Raw genomic sequence first — 19534 nt, 5'->3', positions numbered from 1 at the left:
CATGACACCATATGGAAATAATATCGTCATTATCGGCGGCGGATTTGCCGGCATTAATGTCGCTCAAACTCTTTTGAAAAACGATAAGAACCTGCACGTTACCTTAGTCGACCGGAATAATTACAACTTCTTCCCCCGTTATTGTACCAGATTGCTACCGGCTTTTTAGACGTATCCAATATCAGTTACCCATACCGGAGGTTGTTCAGAGATCATCCCAATTTCACTTTCCGCATGGGCGAACTACTGGAGATCAAACCAGATGAGAACTTGGTCTTGTTAACGTCGGGAGCATTGCGCTACACCAAATTGGTATTAGCTACAGGTACAGAGAGTAATTTCTTTGGAAACGAAAACGTCCGGAAATATGCCTTGCCTATGAAAACAGTGGCTGATGCGCTATTGTTAAAAAACACTTTACTAACCCGTTTCGAGCAGGCTGCCTATTCCAATGATCCGTTGGAACAAAAGAGGCTAACCAGTGTGGTTATAGCGGGTGGCGGACCTACAGGTGTTGAGATCGCGGGTATGCTCTCTGAATTAAAACAGAATGTTTTCAAAAAAGACTATCCTGAACTGGCAACCCTCCCGTTTGATATTTATGTATTGGACGGTTTACCTACCCTGCTGGCACCGATGACGAAAAAATCCCAGGACTACGCGTTGAAATCGCTGAAATCATTAGGTGCGATTGTTAGCTTAAATCAATTGGTAAAAGACTATGACGGAGAAAGCGTATTGCTTGGCGATGGTTCAAGTATAGAAACTAAAAACCTCATCTGGACTGCCGGGGTGACTGGCCAGATCTTTGCCGGCCTGCCAACTGAGTTTTACGGACGCGGTAAACGGCTGCTGGTGGATGCCTGTAATAAAGTAAAAGGCTCAGCTAATATATTTGCGATAGGTGACGGATGCCTGCAGACGCTGGATAAAAGTTTCCCAAACGGGCACCCGCAATTGGCTCAGGTCGCCATACAGCAGGGAGTAAATCTTGCTAATAATATTCACGCAGAACAAAAAGGTCGGCCGCTTAAACCTTTCCGATATCATGATAAAGGATCAATGGCCATCATCGGCAGGAATAAAGCTGTCACAGATCTACCAAAACCGGTTCTTCATTTTCAGGGCTTTTTTGCATGGTTAATGTGGTTATTCGTCCACTTATTATCGTTGGTCAACTTTAGAAACAAGTTAAAAACGCTGACAAACTGGAGCGCAGCTTATATTTCAAAGGATCAATATTTACGGATGATCATCAGACCTGCCAAAAAGGATACGGACTATTAAGTTTGAGGTCCCTTTAATGTATTACGACTAGACAAGGCGATCACTGATTAATTTCCCTGAATGGTGTCCGGATAAGAGATTTAACAATTCTTACTAATTCATCTATGTCAAATGGTTTGGCGATAAAAGCATCTGCACGGCATTTCGCTGCAACGGCTGGCAGTTGGAATACAGCAGATATCAGCACGATAGGGAGTGTATGGCAAGGATCGATGTTTCTTAAATCTTGACAGATCTGACTTCCTTTTACTCCATTCAGCCACTCATCAAGTAAGATAAGATTGGGCTTTAATGAGATAATCTCAAGTGGTTATAACGACGACGAAAATGTTATCACATCAATATTTTCTTCTTGAAAAATGAACTTGACCAAAGAAAGCAATTCCTCATCAATAAAAAGAATTTTTTTCTTTGCATAAATATTAATAGCGTAAAAATTTAGAATAAGGTTTTCTTTAATGAAATAGCTGGATTAAACCATTTTTTAAGAGATTACTACTTGATATGCAAAATGGCGGTCATTCCAAATGCCCGCCATTTTGCGATAATATGTTAAACGTTTAGCTCGATCTTGAAAAGGTTGCGTTATTAAACCAGTGCAGTTAATAATCTTCGAGCGTATCCAGTTCAATATTCCAGAATTTACCAGTTTCAGTATTTTCTGTAATCGCTTTAAAAATCCCGTTTACTGATCTCTCGACTGTAACAGGTGCAGTATCACCACCCATCCTGGTTTGTACCCAGCCCGGATGAAGTGGAGTTACCCTGATTTTTCTTTCAGCAAGCCTTTGGCTTAGCATAACTGCGTACATATTCAAAGCCGCCTTTGACATGCGGTATGCCGGCGCATTCGGCGCAGCATTGCGTAGCAAAGCCATTGCAGTAGATAAAAATACGATCTGACCGCCGTCATTTAAGCTGTTTAACAAAGCTTCCGTAAACAAAACTGTACCTGTAGTATTGGTGGCAAAGGTGGCATTCAAAAGATCCGCAGTCGGAACTTCGTCACCAAGATCAAGCCCGACGCCTGCATTGTTAACCAGTACATCCAGCTTAATGCCCGCTTCTTCTAATTGTTGAGCAACTTTTTCAATGCTTTCTGCATTACTGATATCTCCCTGATAAACTTTGAGATTAGGGTGGCTGTATTCACCAACTTTTCCTGTACGTGTAACCGCTATTACTTCAGCACCTTCGGCCAATAATTTTTTTGTAAGATCGAAACCGATCCCATTGCTTGCACCGGTAACCAGCACTTTTTTAATTGAATTAGTCATTTTATTTATTTTATATAGTTTATTTCAACTCCAAATGGGTTGAAATCGTTGTATGATTTTTATACTACTTCCCAGCAAACATCCGCAAACCAGCCTTTTGAATCTATCCAGTACCCACCAGCCCGAAAACCGCAGCGTTGAGCTATAACAGCAATTTCTTCAATACTGTATTTCTGCGATACTTCCATGTAAATCGTTTCATTTATGGCGAAAGCAACAATTTGCCCCTTAATGCTAATATGCTGTTCTTGCAGACTCACGAGATAACTTTTACTGGCCCCGGTTTCCGGATCATATGTCTGGTAGTGTTCAAAACGTTCCAAATCAAAATCGCTGTCAAGTTCGCGATTGATCCTGGCCAGTAAATTAAGATTGAATTTTGACGTTATTTTCCCCTGGTCATCATAAGCGTTCAAAATGATGCGGGGATGTTTCTTCAGGTCAAACCCGATCAGTAGCAAGTCGCCTGGAGATAAGTTACTGCGAAGCGTGTGACAAAAGTCAATAGCTTGGTCCTTATCCATATTTCCAATGTTTGCACCTAAAAAAAGATGACTTTCCGGTTTGCACTTTCCTGAGTTGCAACCTTAAGCATTTCAAAATATTCTCCGGCCAATGGTTGTACAACTAATTGGGGTAAAGATTTGTTAAACCTTGCCTTTAATTCCTGCAATATATTATCTGATATATCGATGGGCAGATACTTAAAATCTACATTTGATCGTACCAGAAAATCCAGCAAGTATTCCGATTTTGTCGCGTCGCCCGCACCAAGTTCTATCAGGTCAAAGGATTGACCCGGCCGGCAGATCCTCTCTGCTAATGCTGATGACTGTTTGCTGAAAACTTCCAATTCACAATTCGTCAGGTAATATTCCGGGCAGGCCATGATCTGCTGGAAAAGAATATCGCCTGTTTCATCATAAAAATATTTGGATTGCAGCCTTTTGGGCATTTGCATCAGGCCATCTAAAACATCTTGTTCAAACAGGCTTGACACACCTATTTCAGGTAAATCAGATAAGTTCGTCTTCATATTTATTTGTCTGCTGGTAATACTCTTAAGTCACGAAAAAATCCTTCCGTACCCACGTCTACCCATAATCCGATCCCACCTGGTTGATCACTTCTCAGCTTTAGATCATTGACTACAAATGCCGGAAATTTGCTGTCATTAATATAAAGTCGGGCTTTATTTCCAACTACACTTATTTTTAACTTTATCCATTCATTTAAACCCATATCTGCATAGGTTTCGTATTGTTCAGGACTTTCTTTTCTTAATCTCGAGTATGGAAAGTCAGGATAGGAGAAGTATTGTACCGTATGATTTCTGCGGATCTGATCATCAGCACGGCCGTTAGTAGGCCTGATATATATTGCTTCGAAGCGGGAATTGTCATCTTTGATGTGGAATGCCAAACCAATAAATCCCCGATTGTCTTTTTGAGCCGTGGGCAGTAACCGACTCAACACCTTGACTTCTATTACACCATTCTTGAAATTAACACTGTCCAATTTCACAAAAGTTGGTTGATCGACCGTTTTTACAGAAGAGTCTTTAGTAACCCTCATAACTTTCCTCCCGTCGATGATCTGAAATGACATGGATACCTGCACAGGTTTGTGACTTTTCGCGTCGAGGCGAATGTTTTGCGCCTGCATTGTTGAAGAAAGTGACAAATAGCCATATATGATCAGTAAAAAAATATAATTCTTCATTTAGTTTTCAGAGCTTAAATAAGAACTACGATTTTACCTCCTGCGGCATTACTATCCATCATCTGATGTGCCAACGCTATTTCATTCAGTTTAAATATACGCCCTATAGGGAGTTTAACTTTCCCTGCTTCCACATCACTTATGAAATTTTGAAAATTATGTGCGTCAACCCTAATCTGCCCGCTGTCATAAACGGTCAGGCTAACTGTTGCCGGGATATAATCCATAGGTGCGAATTCTTTAAATGACCATTGCTCTGCCAGCATACCCGCCATACAAACGATGCCACCCGGAGCTGCGCAGCTGAGGGAGTCTCTAAGTGTAGATGTGCCAACCAATTCTAAAACTTTATTTACGCCAGCAGGAAAAATATCATTAATCTGGGCCGTTAAATTACCGTCTTCAATCAAAACATGATCCGCCCGGTTTTTTAGCAGCATTTCTTTTTTGTCCGGGTTTCTCGTTGTCGCTATCACCGTTAGGCCACTGTTTTTTGCAAGTTGGGTGGCCAGCATACCTATGGAAGATGTACCGCCGCGGATCAAAATGGTTTCTCCCGGCTGGACTTTCAGAGAAAGATGCAATGACCCGTATACCGTTTGAAACATTTCAGGCATGGCACCCAACTGTTCCCAGGGAAGCTCACTTTCAAATGATCTGAGTACGGACTTGGGCAATAAAGCATATTCCGCATAACTGCCGTTGAAAAGCCTACCCATACCACCCATAAAGGCGGATACTTTTTGTCCCGGTTTAAATTCCGCTGAAGGATCATCTGCCACTTCGCCAACACATTCAATACCCAGCACCCGCGGAAAAACAACGTCAGGTGAATAGCCTTTCCGGGTCATTAGTTCTGACCTGTTAAGGCCGAAAGCCTTGACTTTAACCAATACCCAACCTTCTTTCGGCCTTGGTACATTGATATCCTCCAAAACGAAATTTTCCGGGCCACCCGGGTGGTAAATTAATGCTGCTTTCATGATTTTGGCTGGTTATAGAATATTAATCCCGTAATTTATTGAACAGGTACCTATAGATCTTCCAAGCTGTACCATCTTTCCTTAACACGAAAAAGTCCCTGCTGTTCTTGCTTATCTCTTTGCCGCCACTGCTGGTGGTTATAGACCTGGCGGTGGCATCAATAAATGCAAATTCATTTCCTACGGTCACATTTTGTATATTGTAGTTAATCTTAAAATTTCTACCCTTCAGAAACTTGCCGCCTGCCGCATCCAGATCCTTTTTCGTCAATGTCTTAAAACCATCCGGCATAAATAAGCCATCAAAAGCGTAGAAAGAAGAAATCGATGGGCTATCTGCCTCGTTTAATACTTCGGCATAGCAATGAAGCAATTGCACTGCGGCTTGTTGTTCGTTTGTTGTGTTCATATGTCCTTAAAATTTAAATGTTATACCAATTTATAATTTAACACACCTATTATTGCTGCAGGAAAGGAACTATATCAGCCCATACTGATGGAAAATTCACTTGAAAGGCAGGATGAGGGGCGTTCGGTATGATGGCCAGTTGTACTTGCGGAAACATATAATATGCTGCAATCACCGTTTTTAGCGTTGCATTCTGATCGAGTTCACCTGCCATCAGCAACACCGGGCAATGGACTTTGGCAAATACTTCTTTACTGATATTGACATTATTATAATATTTATTGATCGATACCAGCCATTCGTCGAATTTCTCCGGATGAGGATTTAAGGCCAGCTGCTGTTTCCAGTACAGGCTATCCAGTCCAAAAGCATCTTTACGGGTGATGTTAAATGGTCGTGCTCCTTTCAGCCATTCTCCTGCGCCGATAGTGATCAACTTCTTCACCTTATCCGGGAAGAGGCCAGCAAGATAATAGCCGGTATAACCACCATCACTGAATCCTAAAACAATAGCGCTGTCTTTTGTAACGGCGCTCACAATGGCATTCACATCATTGGCCTTCTGCTCATAGGTGGGTTCAGTGGTTCCCATTTCCGATTTTCCATGACCACGCGTCGAAATGGCAATCACCTGGTAGTTTTTAGAAAGACTATCTATGAACCTTCCCATTTCATAGGTAGAGCCAAAAACTCCGCCGTGCAAAATCACAAAGGGCTTGCCCTTACCGTAAAGTTCGTAATAGACACGGGCATTACCTGTGTTCAGATAGTGGCCCGCTTTAAGATTATTTCCATAAGGAATTGCACCGGCAGGTGTCGGAGCGGATTGCATAAAACTTCTCAGGTGTTTCAGATCCTGAGCATTTGTTACCAGCGAACATATCAGCGAAATAATGACAACCATCATCCCTGATCTTTTAATGAATAATTTCATTTTATAATTTATTTAAGATATCCCATTTAGCATTACTATTTTTCGAGATCTGGATCTACGACCAATGCATTAAACTCCGGACTGATTTTTTTATAAACTGCGGTAGGTTCAACAGTGATGTAGAATTCAAATGTTGGCCCTACATTTAATTCCAGCAAATGGCCTCCGTGACAAATGCCGTCACTTGTTGCTACACTGGCGTGGGAATGGGCGAAAGGTTTACCATTATATAGTGAGATGTCGCCCACTAAACCAGTCACTTCTGAAGGTTCACTGACATTTGCCAGTTTAAACATTTTGCGATCTTTATCAAACCAGCCAAATTTGGCCGAGGTGGCATCGCCAAATGCGGTATAGTGCGCATTCTTTACCTGATATTTTTGAGCGAACTCTTCTATACCCGAAGTTACTTCATCACCTGTCGCCAGCACCAATAGATAAGTCCTGGTTTCCCCGTTCATACTTAAAAGCTTTACTTTTGCACCAGGAGCTCTGCCGGGTTTTGCCGGGTTGGTTAATGATACATATTCCTGCGCACTTGCTGCAAAAGCTGCGCCTAAAACAAAGACTACCGTTAAGGCTCCGTTTCTGATCTTTTTGGAAATTGTTATGATTTCTGATCCTTTCATCGTTCTCGTTGTTTAACGATGCAAAGGTGAGCAGGATAGCGTTCACCGGCCAATAAACTTAGTTAAGAAATAATCTTAAACAAGTTTAAGAATCAGGCCGGGCGAACAATCTTCTTCCGCACTTTGCTCAGGAATTCCGGTGTAATACCCAGGTAAGATGCTATTTGAATATTAGGTAAACGGTAGGCCAGATTGGGATACCGGGTCATAAAATTTGAATACCTGTTTTCTGCGGTGACACTAATGTTCTGCATTACCCGGTTCTGGAGATCAATATATTTCTTTTCTACGATAATTCGAAAATTGCGGTCGAACTTATGATAATGCGTATATAGATATAATAAGTCTTCATGTTTGATCTGCAATATCACGGATGGTTCCAGCGCCTCGACGTAAGTATTACTTGCCGTTTCCGAATAAAAACTGCACAGATCGGTGATCCAGTCATTCTCGATAGCAAATTGTAAGTTATATTCCTTACCAGTTTCATCGATCACGTATTGCCTGAAACAACCGGACACCACAAAGGTAAAATATTTAGCTACATCGCCTTGCTGCAAGATAAAACCTCGTCGTTTGACACTACGTTCGGTAAACCTGGCCGCCACCTCTTTACGTTCTGCCATATTAAGCGGAAAGTATTGTTCGAAGAATTTTATTAATGCCGCAACGGGTAAGTTTTGGGTATTCACGTTCAGTAGTTTACGGTTAAATTAGTGTATTAGCTTTTAATTTCAAATGTTTTCGAGCTTGTTTCTGAAATTCATCAGGCGTTTGCGCTGTTTGTTTCTTAAAAAACCTGCTGAAATAGGGACGGTCAGAAAATCCAAGTTCAAAAGATATTTCTTTGATCGTATGCGCGCTGTGTATGATCAGCCTTTTGGCTTCCAGTATGATACGGTCATGAATGATCTGTGTTCCGGTTTTGTTCAATTTTTCTTTAAGGATCTGGTTTAACCGCTTGGAGCTGATATCCAGTTTGCCGGCATAAAAGTCAATATTTCTGACCTGCAGATAATTCCCTTCCAGCAACATCAGAAACTCATAAACCCTTTTCTGGTGAATATCGTGTGTAGTGAACTCCTCTTCTCTAACTTTGATCAGTTTCAACAAAAACACTTTCAGCAAAGTTTTCAGTATCATCAGGTCCCCCGATGATTTTTGATATTCACCGATTAATAAATTGTAAATGCCGCCAAGGTCATCTGCTGCAGCTTTATCCAATCTTAGGCAGGAAAATTCACCCTGCACATTAAATATTTTGAAAATATCAAGTAAAAACTCCTTGTCTTCTTCCTCCAGTATCTCTCTTTTAAAAGATATCAATTCTCCGTTTTTTCCCGCCTTGTTTAGCTGATGTACACGGTAAGGCGGGATCAGGTAGATCCAGTCTCCTTTGACCTCAAAATCATTGGCTTTTAAGGCGTGCAATGGGTCTTCATTTTTCAACCATACGATCTCGAAAAAGTCTTTTCTCCCGGGATCATTCAAATAACTCGGCGGGCAGTTATTTAAATTCCTGATGTAGATCATCTCACTTTCCAGGCGACTTTCCTTTATATCACTTGTCATAATGTAAAGATATGTACTACGACATTAAGATGGTGGACAATCAGATAATTTGGGTGGACTATTCAGAAATAGAGACACCATTGACGAATCTTAATGACTTTCAGCTGATCTTATTTCCAGATAGTCCACCCAATCTGGCTATTTGTATAACCAATTCCGTTAGTACAGACGATACTTTTGCCGAAGAATTAAACGACTAAAATGGAATCAACAAACCAATCTAATAGAAACAACGGTGCTGCAATCAAAGCACATTTGGTAAAGATCATTCAGGAGAACTCGCTGCTGGCAGAGGCAATCGATTACCATTATTTCGGAGAACTGATCAGGAATATCAACAAGGCATCTGCCATCTTCCTGATCGCTTCGGGCCGCTCCGGCTTTGCCATGCGTTCGGTCGCTATGCGCCTGATGCATCTGGGGTTACGGGTTTATTTTGTCGGCGAAACTACCACCCCAGCTATTCAAAAAGGAGATCTCTTGTGGGCCGCCTCTGGATCAGGTACAACGAGCACTATCGTTAAAGCCGCCCAAAAAGCTAAACAAGTGGGTGCGCGTGTAATAGCAATGACCACTAACGTATCCTCTTCGCTGGCCGGGTTGGCAGATGTTCACATGCTGATACCGGCAGCAGAAAAGAAAGATCATAACGGCGCTAAATCAATACAATACGCGGGAAGCCTTTTTGAACAGGCTGTGCTGTTACTAGGAGATGCAATATTTACGGAATTATGGAAGTTATACGGAACACCTGCCGAAGAGCTTTGGAAGCGTCACGCGAACATGGAATAACTAATAATTAATCATATCATTTTTTTAAACTAATTAATAACACAATGGCAAAATTACAAGTAGCAATAGACTTATTGACAACAGAGGAAGCATTAGCGCTTGCAGCAAAAGTTGCACCGTATGTAGACATTATTGAACTAGGTACTCCCTGATCAAAAACATGGGTTCAACCGTGATCACTGCAATGAAGCAGGCACATCCTGATAAATTAGTTTTTGCTGATCTAAAAACAGCTGATGCAGGTGAGTTGGAAGCTGACATCGCTTTCACAGCAGGCGCCGACCTGATTACCGTTATGGGCGCTGCCGGAAATGCGACCATTATTGGCGCTGTTAAAGCGGCTAAAGCTCATGGTAAAGGTGTAGTAGTAGATACCATCGGTTATCCTGACCGCGTAAAACGTGCCCAGGAAGTAACTGAATTAGGTGTTGAATTTGTTGAACTGCACGCCGGATTAGACGAGCAGTGGACAGCAGGTTATTCAATACAGTTACTCATCGACGAAGCAGCGAGAGCCGGTGTACCCGTTTCGATAGCAGGTGGTGTGAACCTGAAAAACATCGCGGCTGTTATTAAAGCCGGCGCTCAGGTAGCGGTTGCTGGTGCAGCCATCTATGGTGCAGAGGATCCTGCTGCTGCAGCAAAAGCATTACGCGAAGCGATTGAAGCTGCGTAATATTTTAGCTTTCCATCAATTAGCAGGAACATTGGTTATCATTAAAACGTGTGCCCCGTTCTTCGGGGGACATGTTTATAAAAGTTAGCGTTTGTCGATAACTTAAACTATGTTAAGTGTATTTCTTAACCTTGTTCATTGTTGTGATTGAAGCAATCATTTTAGATTTAAAAATGAAAATAAAATTACACCACTTCATCGCAGCCATCCTGGTATTTACCTATTCGGTATCTTCAGCGCAGAAAATCGCTACCCTTCCAGCCGATGGATACCTATTTATTAACCCCGAAAAAGGCAGCGACCATAATGCCGGATCAAAAGACAATCCGCTAAAAACGCTCTTTGAAGCAGCCAGAAGAATTAATGATGCAAATGGCAAAGGCGCGCTTAACGTAATTTTGGCCGAAGGTATCTACGGACTGGATGCTACGGTTACCTTTCATCCGTATAACTGGCATTTTAGCAAATCCGAAAGGCTTACTATCCGCGCGGAGTCTTTACCAGACGATGCAGACTGGAACCCAGGTAAAATGCCCGTGATCATTTCAACCATGCCGCTGAATTTTAAGCCGATGGGCGAGCCTGATCCGGGAACTTCGTATGGTATACAAATCGAAATGAGCTATGTGACCATCCAGGGATTGCGGGTTTTAGGAACACCCGTGCATGAAACCCCAAAAATAGGCGATGTTAAAAGAAATTATCCCATCGTAAGAGAAGGGCTTGACCTTGACGACCTCAGGATCACCCAATGCTTATTTGTAGGTGACCGTGTTGCTATTCCTAATCACCTTGCCATATTAGCAAGTGGGCAGGGTGTAGTTGTGGATCATTGTGTATTTTATAAAGTAAAGGATGCTGTAGTTTTTTTCTTGTCTAATAAACCTGCTGAAAGATGTGAAATGCATCATAACCTAATCATTGATAATTATGGCGGTGCTGTATGGTCATGGTCTGCAGCAGAGGATTTTAAATACTACAATAACGTAGTAAGCGGTACCAATATATTCTGGATCCTTAATAAGGATGGAAAAAATGCATTTAAGGTAAATAACTCTATGATCATCGGTTATAATGAACTGGTAAAAAAAGGTGGTGGTGCAAAGGATTTCGGGGAAAAAGCCGACCCGTCTAAAGTTAAATTCGGGAATGATGTCATTATTAAAAAGACTGGAAAGATAGAAATAGATCAAGATCAGACGAGTCGTAATTATTTACAAATTAAGCCAGGCACGTTAGGTTCAAATATTGGGGCAGGACTATTTACTAAATAAAAAAGCACCCTAGATACCAATCAGCTACAGTAGATGGAGAAGTTCAATTGATTAGGTCGCATCAGCAACCAAGCTAAAGACTAAATTAAAATGGCTTCTAAAAACTACTGTAGCTAATATAGAATTTTCGCTTTTAATAAATCACAGAAATAAGATGGCGAAATATTAAGGTAGGAGGCAATTTTTCACCGTGTATTAATAGGGGCTTTCAAATATGCTGATGTACACACGAAGTCATTTCTTTGCCGGCATGCCCGTTGTTAGTAAAGATGATAAGTTTTGATGCAGCCTCTTTTATTAATCTCAGTACCGAAAGAGTCAAAATAAACTTTGGGTAAAAAAGTTATCTCGCATATTTCTGCAAAGGTGTGGATCCTAATATCGCAAATAAAAACGCCTCATAGTTTTAAACCTTTTTTGTACCAAAAGTGATTGCAGCGGCTCCCGCTTATAAATTTCTTTTTGGCCAGCGTCGATGATATGGATCGCAAAAGGTTGCCCAATCTTCTTTGTAAGATGGTATAAAGTCAGGAGTTCTGCCAGGTCTTCATGCCAGCTGGCTGTTCCATAAAGAGATACGAATGATGTGTGATCAAGCGCCTGGTAAACAAGCGGCGCGTCTTTAATCGCTATGATCTTTCCTCTTTTAAACCGTGTACTATTTAGAAGAGTTCCCTGTACTTGCTTTCAAATGTAGCTCGCTCCTCCCAAACTCCGGATGTAAAAGGATTGTTGCTAACGGCTTTTTTAGCTCCCCCGGAGAAAGACCGCCAGGCGTGATTCCCAAGGCTCCATCTACCACATGCGTAGACTCATGTAGCAATACGTACACCAGGGCATTCATAGATCCGCCGTCAAACGGCGATGTTAAATTTCCCGCCTGTCGTATCAAAACAGCTCGTCTCTTTCTCCGTCAACCATTCTGATATACTCGGTTTGAGAATGGCTGCCCTTATGGCAATGTGATATTTCCTACTAGAATCGCGGGAATTGAGCGTTACCGTCAGTGCTGTATTGGGCATATCATCGAGAACGCTGATACTTTTGAGGTGAATTTTCAATGTGCGCTGATGAAGCGGCGGAAGCAGCACGAAAGCTTTCTGGACAATGACCTTCTCTTGATCGGTCAATATATGGGCTTTTGGCGACTTGTATACCCTAATCAACCATTTTCTAACTTATATTTTCGCCCTGCATATTTCACCGTTCATTATTTCTATATTAGATAAAGCGGCACATTTTGTTATTTTTTTTAATTTTGAGCATACTCTACATACTAACTTATGAATACTACCGACACACCAAAGAATGTCCATCAAGGCCGCAACGTTAAACGTTTTCGAGAAATGCGAGGTGCGCCCGTAAAGGCGCTTTGATAAATATACTTTAGCAAGTATTGGGCATGTGTTCCAAAGCCCATCATCAACCGACCTATCCTTGAGGGAAACCAATAACGGAGAAGAAGCATGTCGGTAAACGTATAAGTCAGGTAGCTATTAAACTTGCGACTGAATGCGGAGATGAAACAATAGATATAAGGATAAAACCCAAACTGGTTCAACGATAGTCCAAGTGGGGGGCCTCGCATCAGTGGCGTAAGATAGCTGAATCGTCATTCTGTTACACCGACATGACACCCTCGCAGCCATGACGGCAGGAACAAGTTACAGCACAGCTGCAATCAGCAGAAAAGGACGGAAATCGTATCCGGCAATCTATTACGCTATGTTATCAAAGTGCTAAACGGGGATTGCCTAAATCGGAGCGCCACTGGCGTGGCTATTAAGCTTCTGGCTCATGAATATCCGACATGGCAACGGAGTTTCCATAGTAGTCCGGGCAAGGGAAAGCCTTGTACATGGCGAAGGGGAACAGCGGTATCGCCTAACATTACTAATGGAAAATGTGAGAGACATTGAGACATCCGGCAATAATATTAGGCAGTCTATGGAAACACTGTCGATCCTCGGAGTATAAGTTTGAAAGGCTTTATCGGGTACTGTTCAATCAGGAAATGTACTATGCTGCCTATCAACGTATCAATGCCAAAGTAGGGAACATGACGCCAGGTACTGACGGTACCACCATTGATAGCATGAGTTTAACCCGTATCGACAAACTCATAGGCGCACTCAAAGACGAAACTTATCAACCTCAACCGGCCAAGCGGGTCTACATCCCCAAGAAAAATGGTAAAAAAAGGCCATTGGGTATCCCATCTGTAGATGACAAACTGGTACAAGAGGTCATCCGAATGCTACTGGAAGCCATATTTGAGGGTCAGTTTGAAAACGGTTCTCATGGTTTCCGGCCAAGCAGAAGCTGCCATACTGCATTAATGCAGGTCCAGAACCGGTTCACCGGCGCTAAGTGGTTCATTGAGGGCGACATCAAAGGGTTCTTTGATAATATCCAACACAACGTTTTGATCGAAGTCCTTAGAAAAAGGATCAGTGATGAGCGTTTCCTGCGCCTCATCCGAAAGTTTCTAAACGCAGGATATATTGAAGACTGGACATTTCATAAAACGTTTAGCGGGACACCCCAAGGCGGGCTAATCAGTCCCATACTCGCGAACATATATCTTGACCAGTTGGACAAGTATATTGAACAATATATTGTATGTTATGGAGATGTTGACCACCCTGTTCCGGGCCAAATTGACCACCGGGTTAGCTGACTTTTGAGTTGCAGCAAATGCTATAAAAGCATGTACAAAAGTAGTTATTTAAAAGGTAATTCCATTAGTGGCTGTTTTCCGGTTCAACACTACGTTTTCTTCTCATAGATTCTCCCTTCAGTTCGATACGGTGTGCATCATGAACGATCCTGTCCAGGATCGCATCAGCAATCGTTTTTTCACCAATTACTTCAAACCATTTACTGACCGGCAATTGTGAGGTGATGATCAGCGATGTCTTTCCATGCCGGTCCTCAATGATCTCCATCAGGGCAGCTCTGCTTTGTGCATCAAAAGGCTGTATACCGAAGTCATCCAGTATCAGTAGTTGCTGCCGTTCGAGTTTGGCGATCTCCTTGATATAAGAGCCATCTGCCTTTGCCATCTTCAGTTTAGCGAACAGTTTGGGCGTACTGGTATATAATACCCGGTAACCCAATATGCAGGCCTGGTGGCCTATAGCAGAAGCCACGTAGCTTTTACCGATACCTGTGCTGCCAGTGATCAGCAGGTTCTCGAAGCGGTCAATAAACGTACAGTCCGCCAGGCGCATGATCTGGTTGCGGTCGATGCTTCGGTCGGCATGATAATGAACGTCTTCTATAGCCGCTTTATAGCGGAACTTGGCATAAAGGATCGTGCGTTCGATACGCCTGTTTTGCCGGTCATCCCATTCGGCTTCTACCAGGTGGGCCAACAGTTCGTCCGCTGTATAATCATTCGTTTTACCGGTTTCCATGCTGCTTTTAAAGGCATGGAACATGCCGAAGAACTTCATCTTCCGCAGTTTGTCTAAGGTGCTTGTATTCATGTTATTGTTGTTTTAAATGGTTATTTGTAATAGTCTTCTCCCCGGATATTACCGTGATCTGGCATTGGCAACTCATTGGCAAATAAGCTTTCCTCATAGTTATCCATCTTGTTTTCGAGTATGGTTTGTATCGTTTTATAGTTATAGACGCCATAACTCAATGCCCGCTGACAGGCCACTGTTAATCGTTCATTCCCTGCTTTTTTAGCAAAGCCAAGTACCCCCAGGCAGGACTTGTAAGCCTGTTCCGGGTGTTGTTTACGCTCCAGTATTTGGAGGATATACAGCCTTACATCCTCGTGAATGGAGGCTGCCCAATCCAGGAACATATCTGGTGTCCAGTCACTTTTAAAGCGGTGGGTGCTGGCCATGTGCTCTTTGTCTGTGGTATAGCCATAAGGGTTTTTATTGCGCTTGTGCAAGGCGATACGCTCATAATTGGAGTAGATCTCTACGGTAGTGCGGGAGTATAACAGTTTGACCCGCTTGCCGATATAGCGATAAGGGACGCTGTAATAATGCTTGTCCGGGCCGAGGTTAACGTGGCCATTCTTAATTACCCTGGCCTGGAACTGCTTTTTGAACTGGTAGCGCAGGACAGGCAGTGGTGCCAGGGTTTGGCGCTCTATCTCTTCAAACTGTAGCCTGCGGCTATAGTTGCGGCCCTTGAGCATCTGTGTGTTGTGAACCTCCAGGGCCTGCCAGATCGCTGTATTGAGTTCTGTTAAAGAGTGGTAAACATGCTTGTTTAAAGGTGCATAGATCTTGGTATAAATGATCTTAACGGCACCTTCTACCAACGCCTTGTCACGCGGGCGGTACGCCCGCGCTGGTAGAATAGTTGTGCCATAATGGTCTGCAAAGTCTTCAAATGTTTCATTCAGTGTAGGTTCATAGCGGCTGCTTTTGGTTACTGCAGCCTTCAGGTTATCCGGTACAATGGCGGCAGGAACGCCGCCGATAAAGTGCAGGGTATTCTCGCAGGCCGCTATAAAGTCTTCCTTTTGCTGGCTCATAACGGCCTCTACATACGTTAACTGGCTGGCACCCGGAATAGCTACAAAAACCTCTACAGCCATGATCTCACCGGTTTCCTTGTCCGTATAGCTCATCTTTTCACCGGCAAAATCAACATATAGTTTATCACCGACCTTGTGGTCCATGTGCATGGTCGGGTTTACCCTGGCCTTCCATTGGTTATAATAAAAGCAAAACTGGCTGTATTGGTAGCCGTCAGGAAACTCTTTAAAGTAAGCTTCCCATAGCATCTGCCGGTTAACGCCAGTTCGTTTGAGTTCTTTATCGACGTGGGGAAAGCAGCGCGGCATGGACTGCATACGTGCGTTAGGCGGGTGTTCTTTGCTCTTGCCGAACAAATCTTCCAGCTCTTTGTCGTTCAGTGCGTTAACCTCTTCAAAGGTAAAGCCGCTGTCATTAAAAGCTGCGATGTACTTTTTTACTGTGTTTCTTGATGCATCGGCCTGGGCAGCTATGGTCATTAGGGGCCGCTGCTGGCTGTACATCCTTAGTATCTTTCTGATCTTACTCATGCTGATTGTTAAGTTGGCCATGCTTTACGAAGGTGTCTTTGCCCTCAAAAGATGGTTACTTCTACAGCATTTGCTACGCGTTTGGGGTGGTCAATTTCCCCCGGAATGCACTGGTCAGTTTCGCCCGGAATGGGTGGTCAGCTTGCGCCGGAATGGAGTGGTCACATTCATCAGAATCTCCACAACAAAAATCAAGGGGTTAATTGAGGCAAATTATTGAAAAAATTGCTTCGGTGTCAGGTCACGAAACAATACAGAAGACAAAGTTCCGGGATGATCACAGCCGATCTTTTCTGTAAGGCCCAAAAACAAACTTTACTAAGTTTATCATCTTGCGAGCAGCAAATTATATTGCAAATATAATATATTCAGTCAATAGAAACGCTGAATAATTGCTGTAATGGTAATTTTATGTTAATTTATTTTAATATCGCTCCAATTTAAAAGCAATATAAATAAGTGAATTTAAAAAGTTAAATCAGATAATTGTCCTGAATAATGACTTTAAAGCGCCCTTTTTTCTAATTTTGAAACGCCATGATTTTACAGTACTGCTCCGATCTTCATTTAGAATTTTCCCAAAATGAAGCCTATGTAAAAGCTAACCCCATTAAGCCCATAGGCGACATTTTGATATTGGCTGGCGATGTTACTTTGTTTACCAGGATAGATAGACATAGGGACTTTTTTGATTATATCAGTGATCACTTTGAAGCAACTTATTGGATACCAGGAAATCACGAGTACTATCAAAGTGATATTTCAAATAGATCGGGTTCATTTGAAGAAAAGATCAGAAATAATGTGTCACTGATAAATAACGTGGTTAAAAAAATTGGCGCGCATCAGTTACTATTTTCCACATTGTGGTCGTCCATCAGTCTTTTAAATGGCTGGCGGATAGAACGTGGCCTGAATGATTTTTATCAAATTAGTTATGATGGAAAGCGCTTTCAAATTCCCGACTATAATTATTTTCACGCAAATAGCCTTACGTTTCTACGCTCAGCTTTAGAAGAAGATACACCAGGTAAAAAAGTAGTGATCACACATCACGTTCCAACTTTTAAAAACTACCCTCCGGAATATAAAGGAGACTACCTGAACGAGGCATTTGCAACGATATTAGATGATTTGATTTTAGATACCACACCGGATTATTGGATTTACGGACATCACCATCAAAATATTCCTGAGTTTAAAATAGGTCATACAAAATTGCTGACAAATCAGCTTGGCTACGTTCAGCGCAACGAGCATTTACTCTATCATACCGATAAATGCATTGAACTTTAGCATATGATGGCACTATTGTAAATCCTTTCAACTGACGGCAAATAAATTTTATTACAAGAATTTCAGGTAGTGGGAGCGGTATTGCTGGTTTGATACTTTTGATATTTACTGGAAAGTTTATCAGGTTCGGTAAGAGTGATATAGCCAGCTTGTATTAGTGGTAAAATATGCAGGCGGTAATTTTTAGGCTGATTCGAAATGCCAAGGTGATTGAATATATCTACCCGGCTTTGGGGGATTTGACAAAAGTTTAATATTTCCTTTTGTTTCGGGGATAGCAAAATAACATCTCTATTACCATCCCTATTACCATCTCTATTACCTTCCTTATTACTTGCCACTTCCTTTTGGGCATCATCTATAAGAACAACATCGTTTTTAAAAGCAGGATGACAAAATATTTCTACTTCGAAAAAGGTACGTTCATCATCTGTGCGAAAAGATGGTTCAGGAGAGCCATTACGTTCCAAAACACGTTTAATAGTGGGAATGCCTGTGGCACGGCCTTCCGTTAAATCGAGTTCCTTTAAAAAATCTCCTAACCGGCGGTTGCGGTAACGGCGCGGCCTTATCCTGCCGCTGATAAAATCTTCCTGACGGATAGAGCGATCAGGGCCACCATAATTAAGCAGCACGATGGATTCCGGTGAAACCCGGATTTCAACCTGCTCCCTCAGTTGATAATCACGATGAAATAATGCATTCGCCACAGCTTCTTCCAGTGCAGCGTAAGGGTAATTCCAAATACGGATTGCTTCGGCCTTGTCAGCTTGCTTAATGACTTTTTCCTTTAAAAAGTTTGTTTTTAATAAGTCCAGTGTCTTTCTGATTAAAGTAGGTACGGGGCCTGTAATACGCGGGTATTCGAGAAATTCCGATTCTCCTTCACCCATTGGAAAATACACGACATCCACCCAGGTGGCCGGGAAGAATTTTTCCGGGTGTTCATTAAACATCATCAATGCCACATTCCGGGGAAAGCGGTGTTCGGGCGGGCCATCAACCAGGAGCATCTGTTCTAATACTTCCGTTTTGGCATGCTGATCGGAAGCTTCCATCAATTTACTGCCTATCAGGCGCAAATGATCCTGAATGAGTACCATTGAAATATCATCTATGCTGGCATATTGATTAGAGCGGTCATCAAAGGGAATTTGGTTGGCCAGACTAATCAGTTCTTGCTGAGTTTCCATATCTGCAACAGCAGAACTGGCATACCTACGTACATAATAAGAGTATCTTTTTTGTTTGGCCGTAATTTGTTCAGGCACTTCATAAGGGCGGTTAGAACCACCGGGCACCCAAATAACTAAAATTTGCTGGCCATCCACAGTTTCAATAAAGAGTTTAGGATGGTAAACGGGGTTAATCAGGTTATTATACCCGATCATCTCTTTTTGAATAGAGGCAATCTTGGAGGCACTTAAACCTACAACGGGCCGCTTGGCAATCCCGCTTTCTTCTTCCACGCCAATCAGAATATAGCCACCACCCACATTTTCAAAATCATTCGCAAAAGCACAAATTGAACGGTATATGGCATCAGGATTCCATCCCTCTTTAAATTCGAGCCGTTCCGATTCAACAGAACGGGCGTTTAATAAATCTTCAATATTGACGTGTAATGGCATGTTGTAAAAAT

Annotated in this window: 19 protein-coding genes and 2 pseudogenes; 7 read left to right on the top strand and 14 right to left on the bottom strand. The window is 42.3% G+C overall.

The annotated features are described in order from the left end of the window. Window position 1: 1 nt before the first annotated feature. Both ACQ86K_RS28100 and ACQ86K_RS28095 read left to right on the top strand, forming a co-directional pair. On the top strand, window positions 2-169 hold the full coding sequence (locus ACQ86K_RS28100; RefSeq protein WP_431199165.1) for an FAD-dependent oxidoreductase: 168 nt from the start codon (window positions 2-4) through the stop codon (window positions 167-169). Next, window positions 142-1287 carry an NAD(P)/FAD-dependent oxidoreductase gene (locus ACQ86K_RS28095; protein ID WP_431199164.1) on the top strand — a complete coding sequence of 382 codons (1146 nt, stop codon included), beginning with the start codon at window positions 142-144 and terminating at the stop codon, window positions 1285-1287. Before ACQ86K_RS28100 ends, ACQ86K_RS28095 begins: the two co-directional genes overlap by 28 nt. Before the next feature lie 40 nt (window positions 1288-1327). Here ACQ86K_RS28095 and ACQ86K_RS28090 read toward each other — a convergent pair whose 3' ends face one another. The 10 genes and pseudogenes from ACQ86K_RS28090 to ACQ86K_RS28045 form a co-directional block, all read right to left on the bottom strand. Continuing rightward, window positions 1328-1585, bottom strand: coding sequence for a response regulator (locus tag ACQ86K_RS28090; RefSeq protein WP_431200950.1), 258 nt, complete (start codon window positions 1583-1585; stop codon window positions 1328-1330). Window positions 1586-1889: 304 nt separating this feature from the next. After that, window positions 1890-2564 carry an SDR family NAD(P)-dependent oxidoreductase gene (locus ACQ86K_RS28085; protein ID WP_091171778.1) on the bottom strand — a complete coding sequence of 225 codons (675 nt, stop codon included), beginning with the start codon at window positions 2562-2564 and terminating at the stop codon, window positions 1890-1892. Between the two features lie 59 nt (window positions 2565-2623). After that, a pseudogene (locus tag ACQ86K_RS28080) lies at window positions 2624-3519 on the bottom strand (L-histidine N(alpha)-methyltransferase). Between the two features lie 83 nt (window positions 3520-3602). Next, window positions 3603-4286 carry a hypothetical protein gene (locus ACQ86K_RS28075; RefSeq protein ID WP_218134482.1) on the bottom strand — a complete coding sequence of 228 codons (684 nt, stop codon included), beginning with the start codon at window positions 4284-4286 and terminating at the stop codon, window positions 3603-3605. A 14-nt stretch (window positions 4287-4300) separates the two neighbouring features. Further along, window positions 4301-5269, bottom strand: coding sequence for a zinc-binding alcohol dehydrogenase family protein (locus tag ACQ86K_RS28070; protein WP_091171784.1), 969 nt, complete (start codon window positions 5267-5269; stop codon window positions 4301-4303). Window positions 5270-5291: 22 nt separating this feature from the next. Beyond that, window positions 5292-5678 carry a nuclear transport factor 2 family protein gene (locus ACQ86K_RS28065; RefSeq protein WP_091171785.1) on the bottom strand — a complete coding sequence of 129 codons (387 nt, stop codon included), beginning with the start codon at window positions 5676-5678 and terminating at the stop codon, window positions 5292-5294. Between the two features lie 49 nt (window positions 5679-5727). Then, window positions 5728-6612, bottom strand: coding sequence for an alpha/beta fold hydrolase (locus ACQ86K_RS28060; RefSeq protein WP_091171787.1), 885 nt, complete (start codon window positions 6610-6612; stop codon window positions 5728-5730). Between the two features lie 35 nt (window positions 6613-6647). Continuing rightward, the gene (locus ACQ86K_RS28055) at window positions 6648-7241 is read right to left on the bottom strand and encodes a PPC domain-containing DNA-binding protein (protein WP_091171789.1); all 594 of its coding nucleotides are present in this window, start codon (window positions 7239-7241) and stop codon (window positions 6648-6650) included. 92 nt (window positions 7242-7333) lie between these two features. After that, on the bottom strand, window positions 7334-7933 hold the full coding sequence (locus ACQ86K_RS28050; RefSeq protein WP_256337493.1) for a Crp/Fnr family transcriptional regulator: 600 nt from the start codon (window positions 7931-7933) through the stop codon (window positions 7334-7336). Window positions 7934-7949: 16 nt separating this feature from the next. Continuing rightward, a complete protein-coding gene (locus ACQ86K_RS28045) occupies window positions 7950-8813 on the bottom strand; it encodes an AraC family transcriptional regulator (protein WP_091171792.1) in 864 nt (287 codons plus the stop codon). Between the two features lie 201 nt (window positions 8814-9014). Between ACQ86K_RS28045 and hxlB the strand changes: the two genes are divergently transcribed. From hxlB to ACQ86K_RS28030, 3 genes and pseudogenes are all read left to right on the top strand, one after another. Then, on the top strand, window positions 9015-9605 hold the full coding sequence (hxlB, locus tag ACQ86K_RS28040; protein WP_091171796.1) for a 6-phospho-3-hexuloisomerase: 591 nt from the start codon (window positions 9015-9017) through the stop codon (window positions 9603-9605). 44 nt (window positions 9606-9649) lie between these two features. Next, window positions 9650-10281, top strand: a pseudogene (gene hxlA / locus ACQ86K_RS28035) (3-hexulose-6-phosphate synthase). Between the two features lie 173 nt (window positions 10282-10454). After that, entirely contained in the window at window positions 10455-11555 is a 1101-nt protein-coding gene (locus ACQ86K_RS28030) for a hypothetical protein (protein WP_143020829.1), read from the top strand. Between the two features lie 854 nt (window positions 11556-12409). Here ACQ86K_RS28030 and ACQ86K_RS28025 read toward each other — a convergent pair. Beyond that, entirely contained in the window at window positions 12410-12685 is a 276-nt protein-coding gene (locus ACQ86K_RS28025; protein WP_176844527.1) for a hypothetical protein, read from the bottom strand. 884 nt (window positions 12686-13569) lie between these two features. On the opposite strand from ACQ86K_RS28025, the gene ACQ86K_RS28020 reads away from it, so the two are divergent. Beyond that, window positions 13570-14235, top strand: coding sequence for a reverse transcriptase domain-containing protein (locus tag ACQ86K_RS28020; protein WP_256337494.1), 666 nt, complete (start codon window positions 13570-13572; stop codon window positions 14233-14235). 64 nt (window positions 14236-14299) lie between these two features. On the opposite strand, the gene istB is transcribed toward ACQ86K_RS28020, so the two are convergent. Next, entirely contained in the window at window positions 14300-15046 is a 747-nt protein-coding gene (gene istB / locus ACQ86K_RS28015) for an IS21-like element helper ATPase IstB (protein WP_091171809.1), read from the bottom strand. A 20-nt stretch (window positions 15047-15066) separates the two neighbouring features. Then, window positions 15067-16596 (bottom strand): IS21 family transposase, encoded by a 1530-nt coding sequence (istA, locus tag ACQ86K_RS28010; RefSeq protein WP_256337495.1) that lies wholly within the window; start codon window positions 16594-16596, stop codon window positions 15067-15069. 537 nt (window positions 16597-17133) lie between these two features. Here istA and ACQ86K_RS28005 point away from each other — a divergent pair. After that, window positions 17134-17892, top strand: a complete 759-nt coding sequence (locus ACQ86K_RS28005; protein WP_091171815.1) for a metallophosphoesterase — start codon at window positions 17134-17136, stop codon at window positions 17890-17892. A 62-nt stretch (window positions 17893-17954) separates the two neighbouring features. Here the strand turns inward: ACQ86K_RS28005 and ACQ86K_RS28000 are convergent, their stop codons facing one another. Next, a complete protein-coding gene (locus tag ACQ86K_RS28000; RefSeq protein WP_091171817.1) occupies window positions 17955-19523 on the bottom strand; it encodes an RNA-binding domain-containing protein in 1569 nt (522 codons plus the stop codon). Window positions 19524-19534: the final 11 nt, after the last annotated feature.

Origin of the sequence: Mucilaginibacter sp. P19, assembly GCF_050632265.1 — a bacterium.
In the GTDB taxonomy this organism is placed as follows: Bacteria; Bacteroidota; Bacteroidia; order Sphingobacteriales; family Sphingobacteriaceae; genus Mucilaginibacter; species Mucilaginibacter gossypii.
Note: the sequence above shows the minus strand (reverse complement) of the source record. Positions and strands in the feature narration are given on the sequence as shown.

Excerpts from the sequence above, each read along its gene's own strand:
- ACQ86K_RS28100 (WP_431199165.1), top strand. The coding sequence starts at position 2 with ATGACACCATATGGAAATAATATCGTCATTATCGGCGGCGGATTTGCC.
- ACQ86K_RS28085 (WP_091171778.1), bottom strand. The coding sequence starts at position 2,564 with ATGACTAATTCAATTAAAAAAGTGCTGGTTACCGGTGCAAGCAATGGG.
- ACQ86K_RS28075 (WP_218134482.1), bottom strand. The coding sequence starts at position 4,286 with ATGAAGAATTATATTTTTTTACTGATCATATATGGCTATTTGTCACTT.
- ACQ86K_RS28070 (WP_091171784.1), bottom strand. The coding sequence starts at position 5,269 with ATGAAAGCAGCATTAATTTACCACCCGGGTGGCCCGGAAAATTTCGTT.
- ACQ86K_RS28065 (WP_091171785.1), bottom strand. The coding sequence starts at position 5,678 with ATGAACACAACAAACGAACAACAAGCCGCAGTGCAATTGCTTCATTGC.
- ACQ86K_RS28060 (WP_091171787.1), bottom strand. The coding sequence starts at position 6,612 with ATGAAATTATTCATTAAAAGATCAGGGATGATGGTTGTCATTATTTCG.
- ACQ86K_RS28055 (WP_091171789.1), bottom strand. The coding sequence starts at position 7,241 with ATGAAAGGATCAGAAATCATAACAATTTCCAAAAAGATCAGAAACGGA.
- ACQ86K_RS28045 (WP_091171792.1), bottom strand. The coding sequence starts at position 8,813 with ATGACAAGTGATATAAAGGAAAGTCGCCTGGAAAGTGAGATGATCTAC.
- hxlB (WP_091171796.1), top strand. The coding sequence starts at position 9,015 with ATGGAATCAACAAACCAATCTAATAGAAACAACGGTGCTGCAATCAAA.
- ACQ86K_RS28030 (WP_143020829.1), top strand. The coding sequence starts at position 10,455 with ATGAAAATAAAATTACACCACTTCATCGCAGCCATCCTGGTATTTACC.
- ACQ86K_RS28020 (WP_256337494.1), top strand. The coding sequence starts at position 13,570 with ATGTACTATGCTGCCTATCAACGTATCAATGCCAAAGTAGGGAACATG.
- istB (WP_091171809.1), bottom strand. The coding sequence starts at position 15,046 with ATGAATACAAGCACCTTAGACAAACTGCGGAAGATGAAGTTCTTCGGC.
- istA (WP_256337495.1), bottom strand. The coding sequence starts at position 16,596 with ATGAGTAAGATCAGAAAGATACTAAGGATGTACAGCCAGCAGCGGCCC.
- ACQ86K_RS28005 (WP_091171815.1), top strand. The coding sequence starts at position 17,134 with ATGATTTTACAGTACTGCTCCGATCTTCATTTAGAATTTTCCCAAAAT.
- ACQ86K_RS28000 (WP_091171817.1), bottom strand. The coding sequence starts at position 19,523 with ATGCCATTACACGTCAATATTGAAGATTTATTAAACGCCCGTTCTGTT.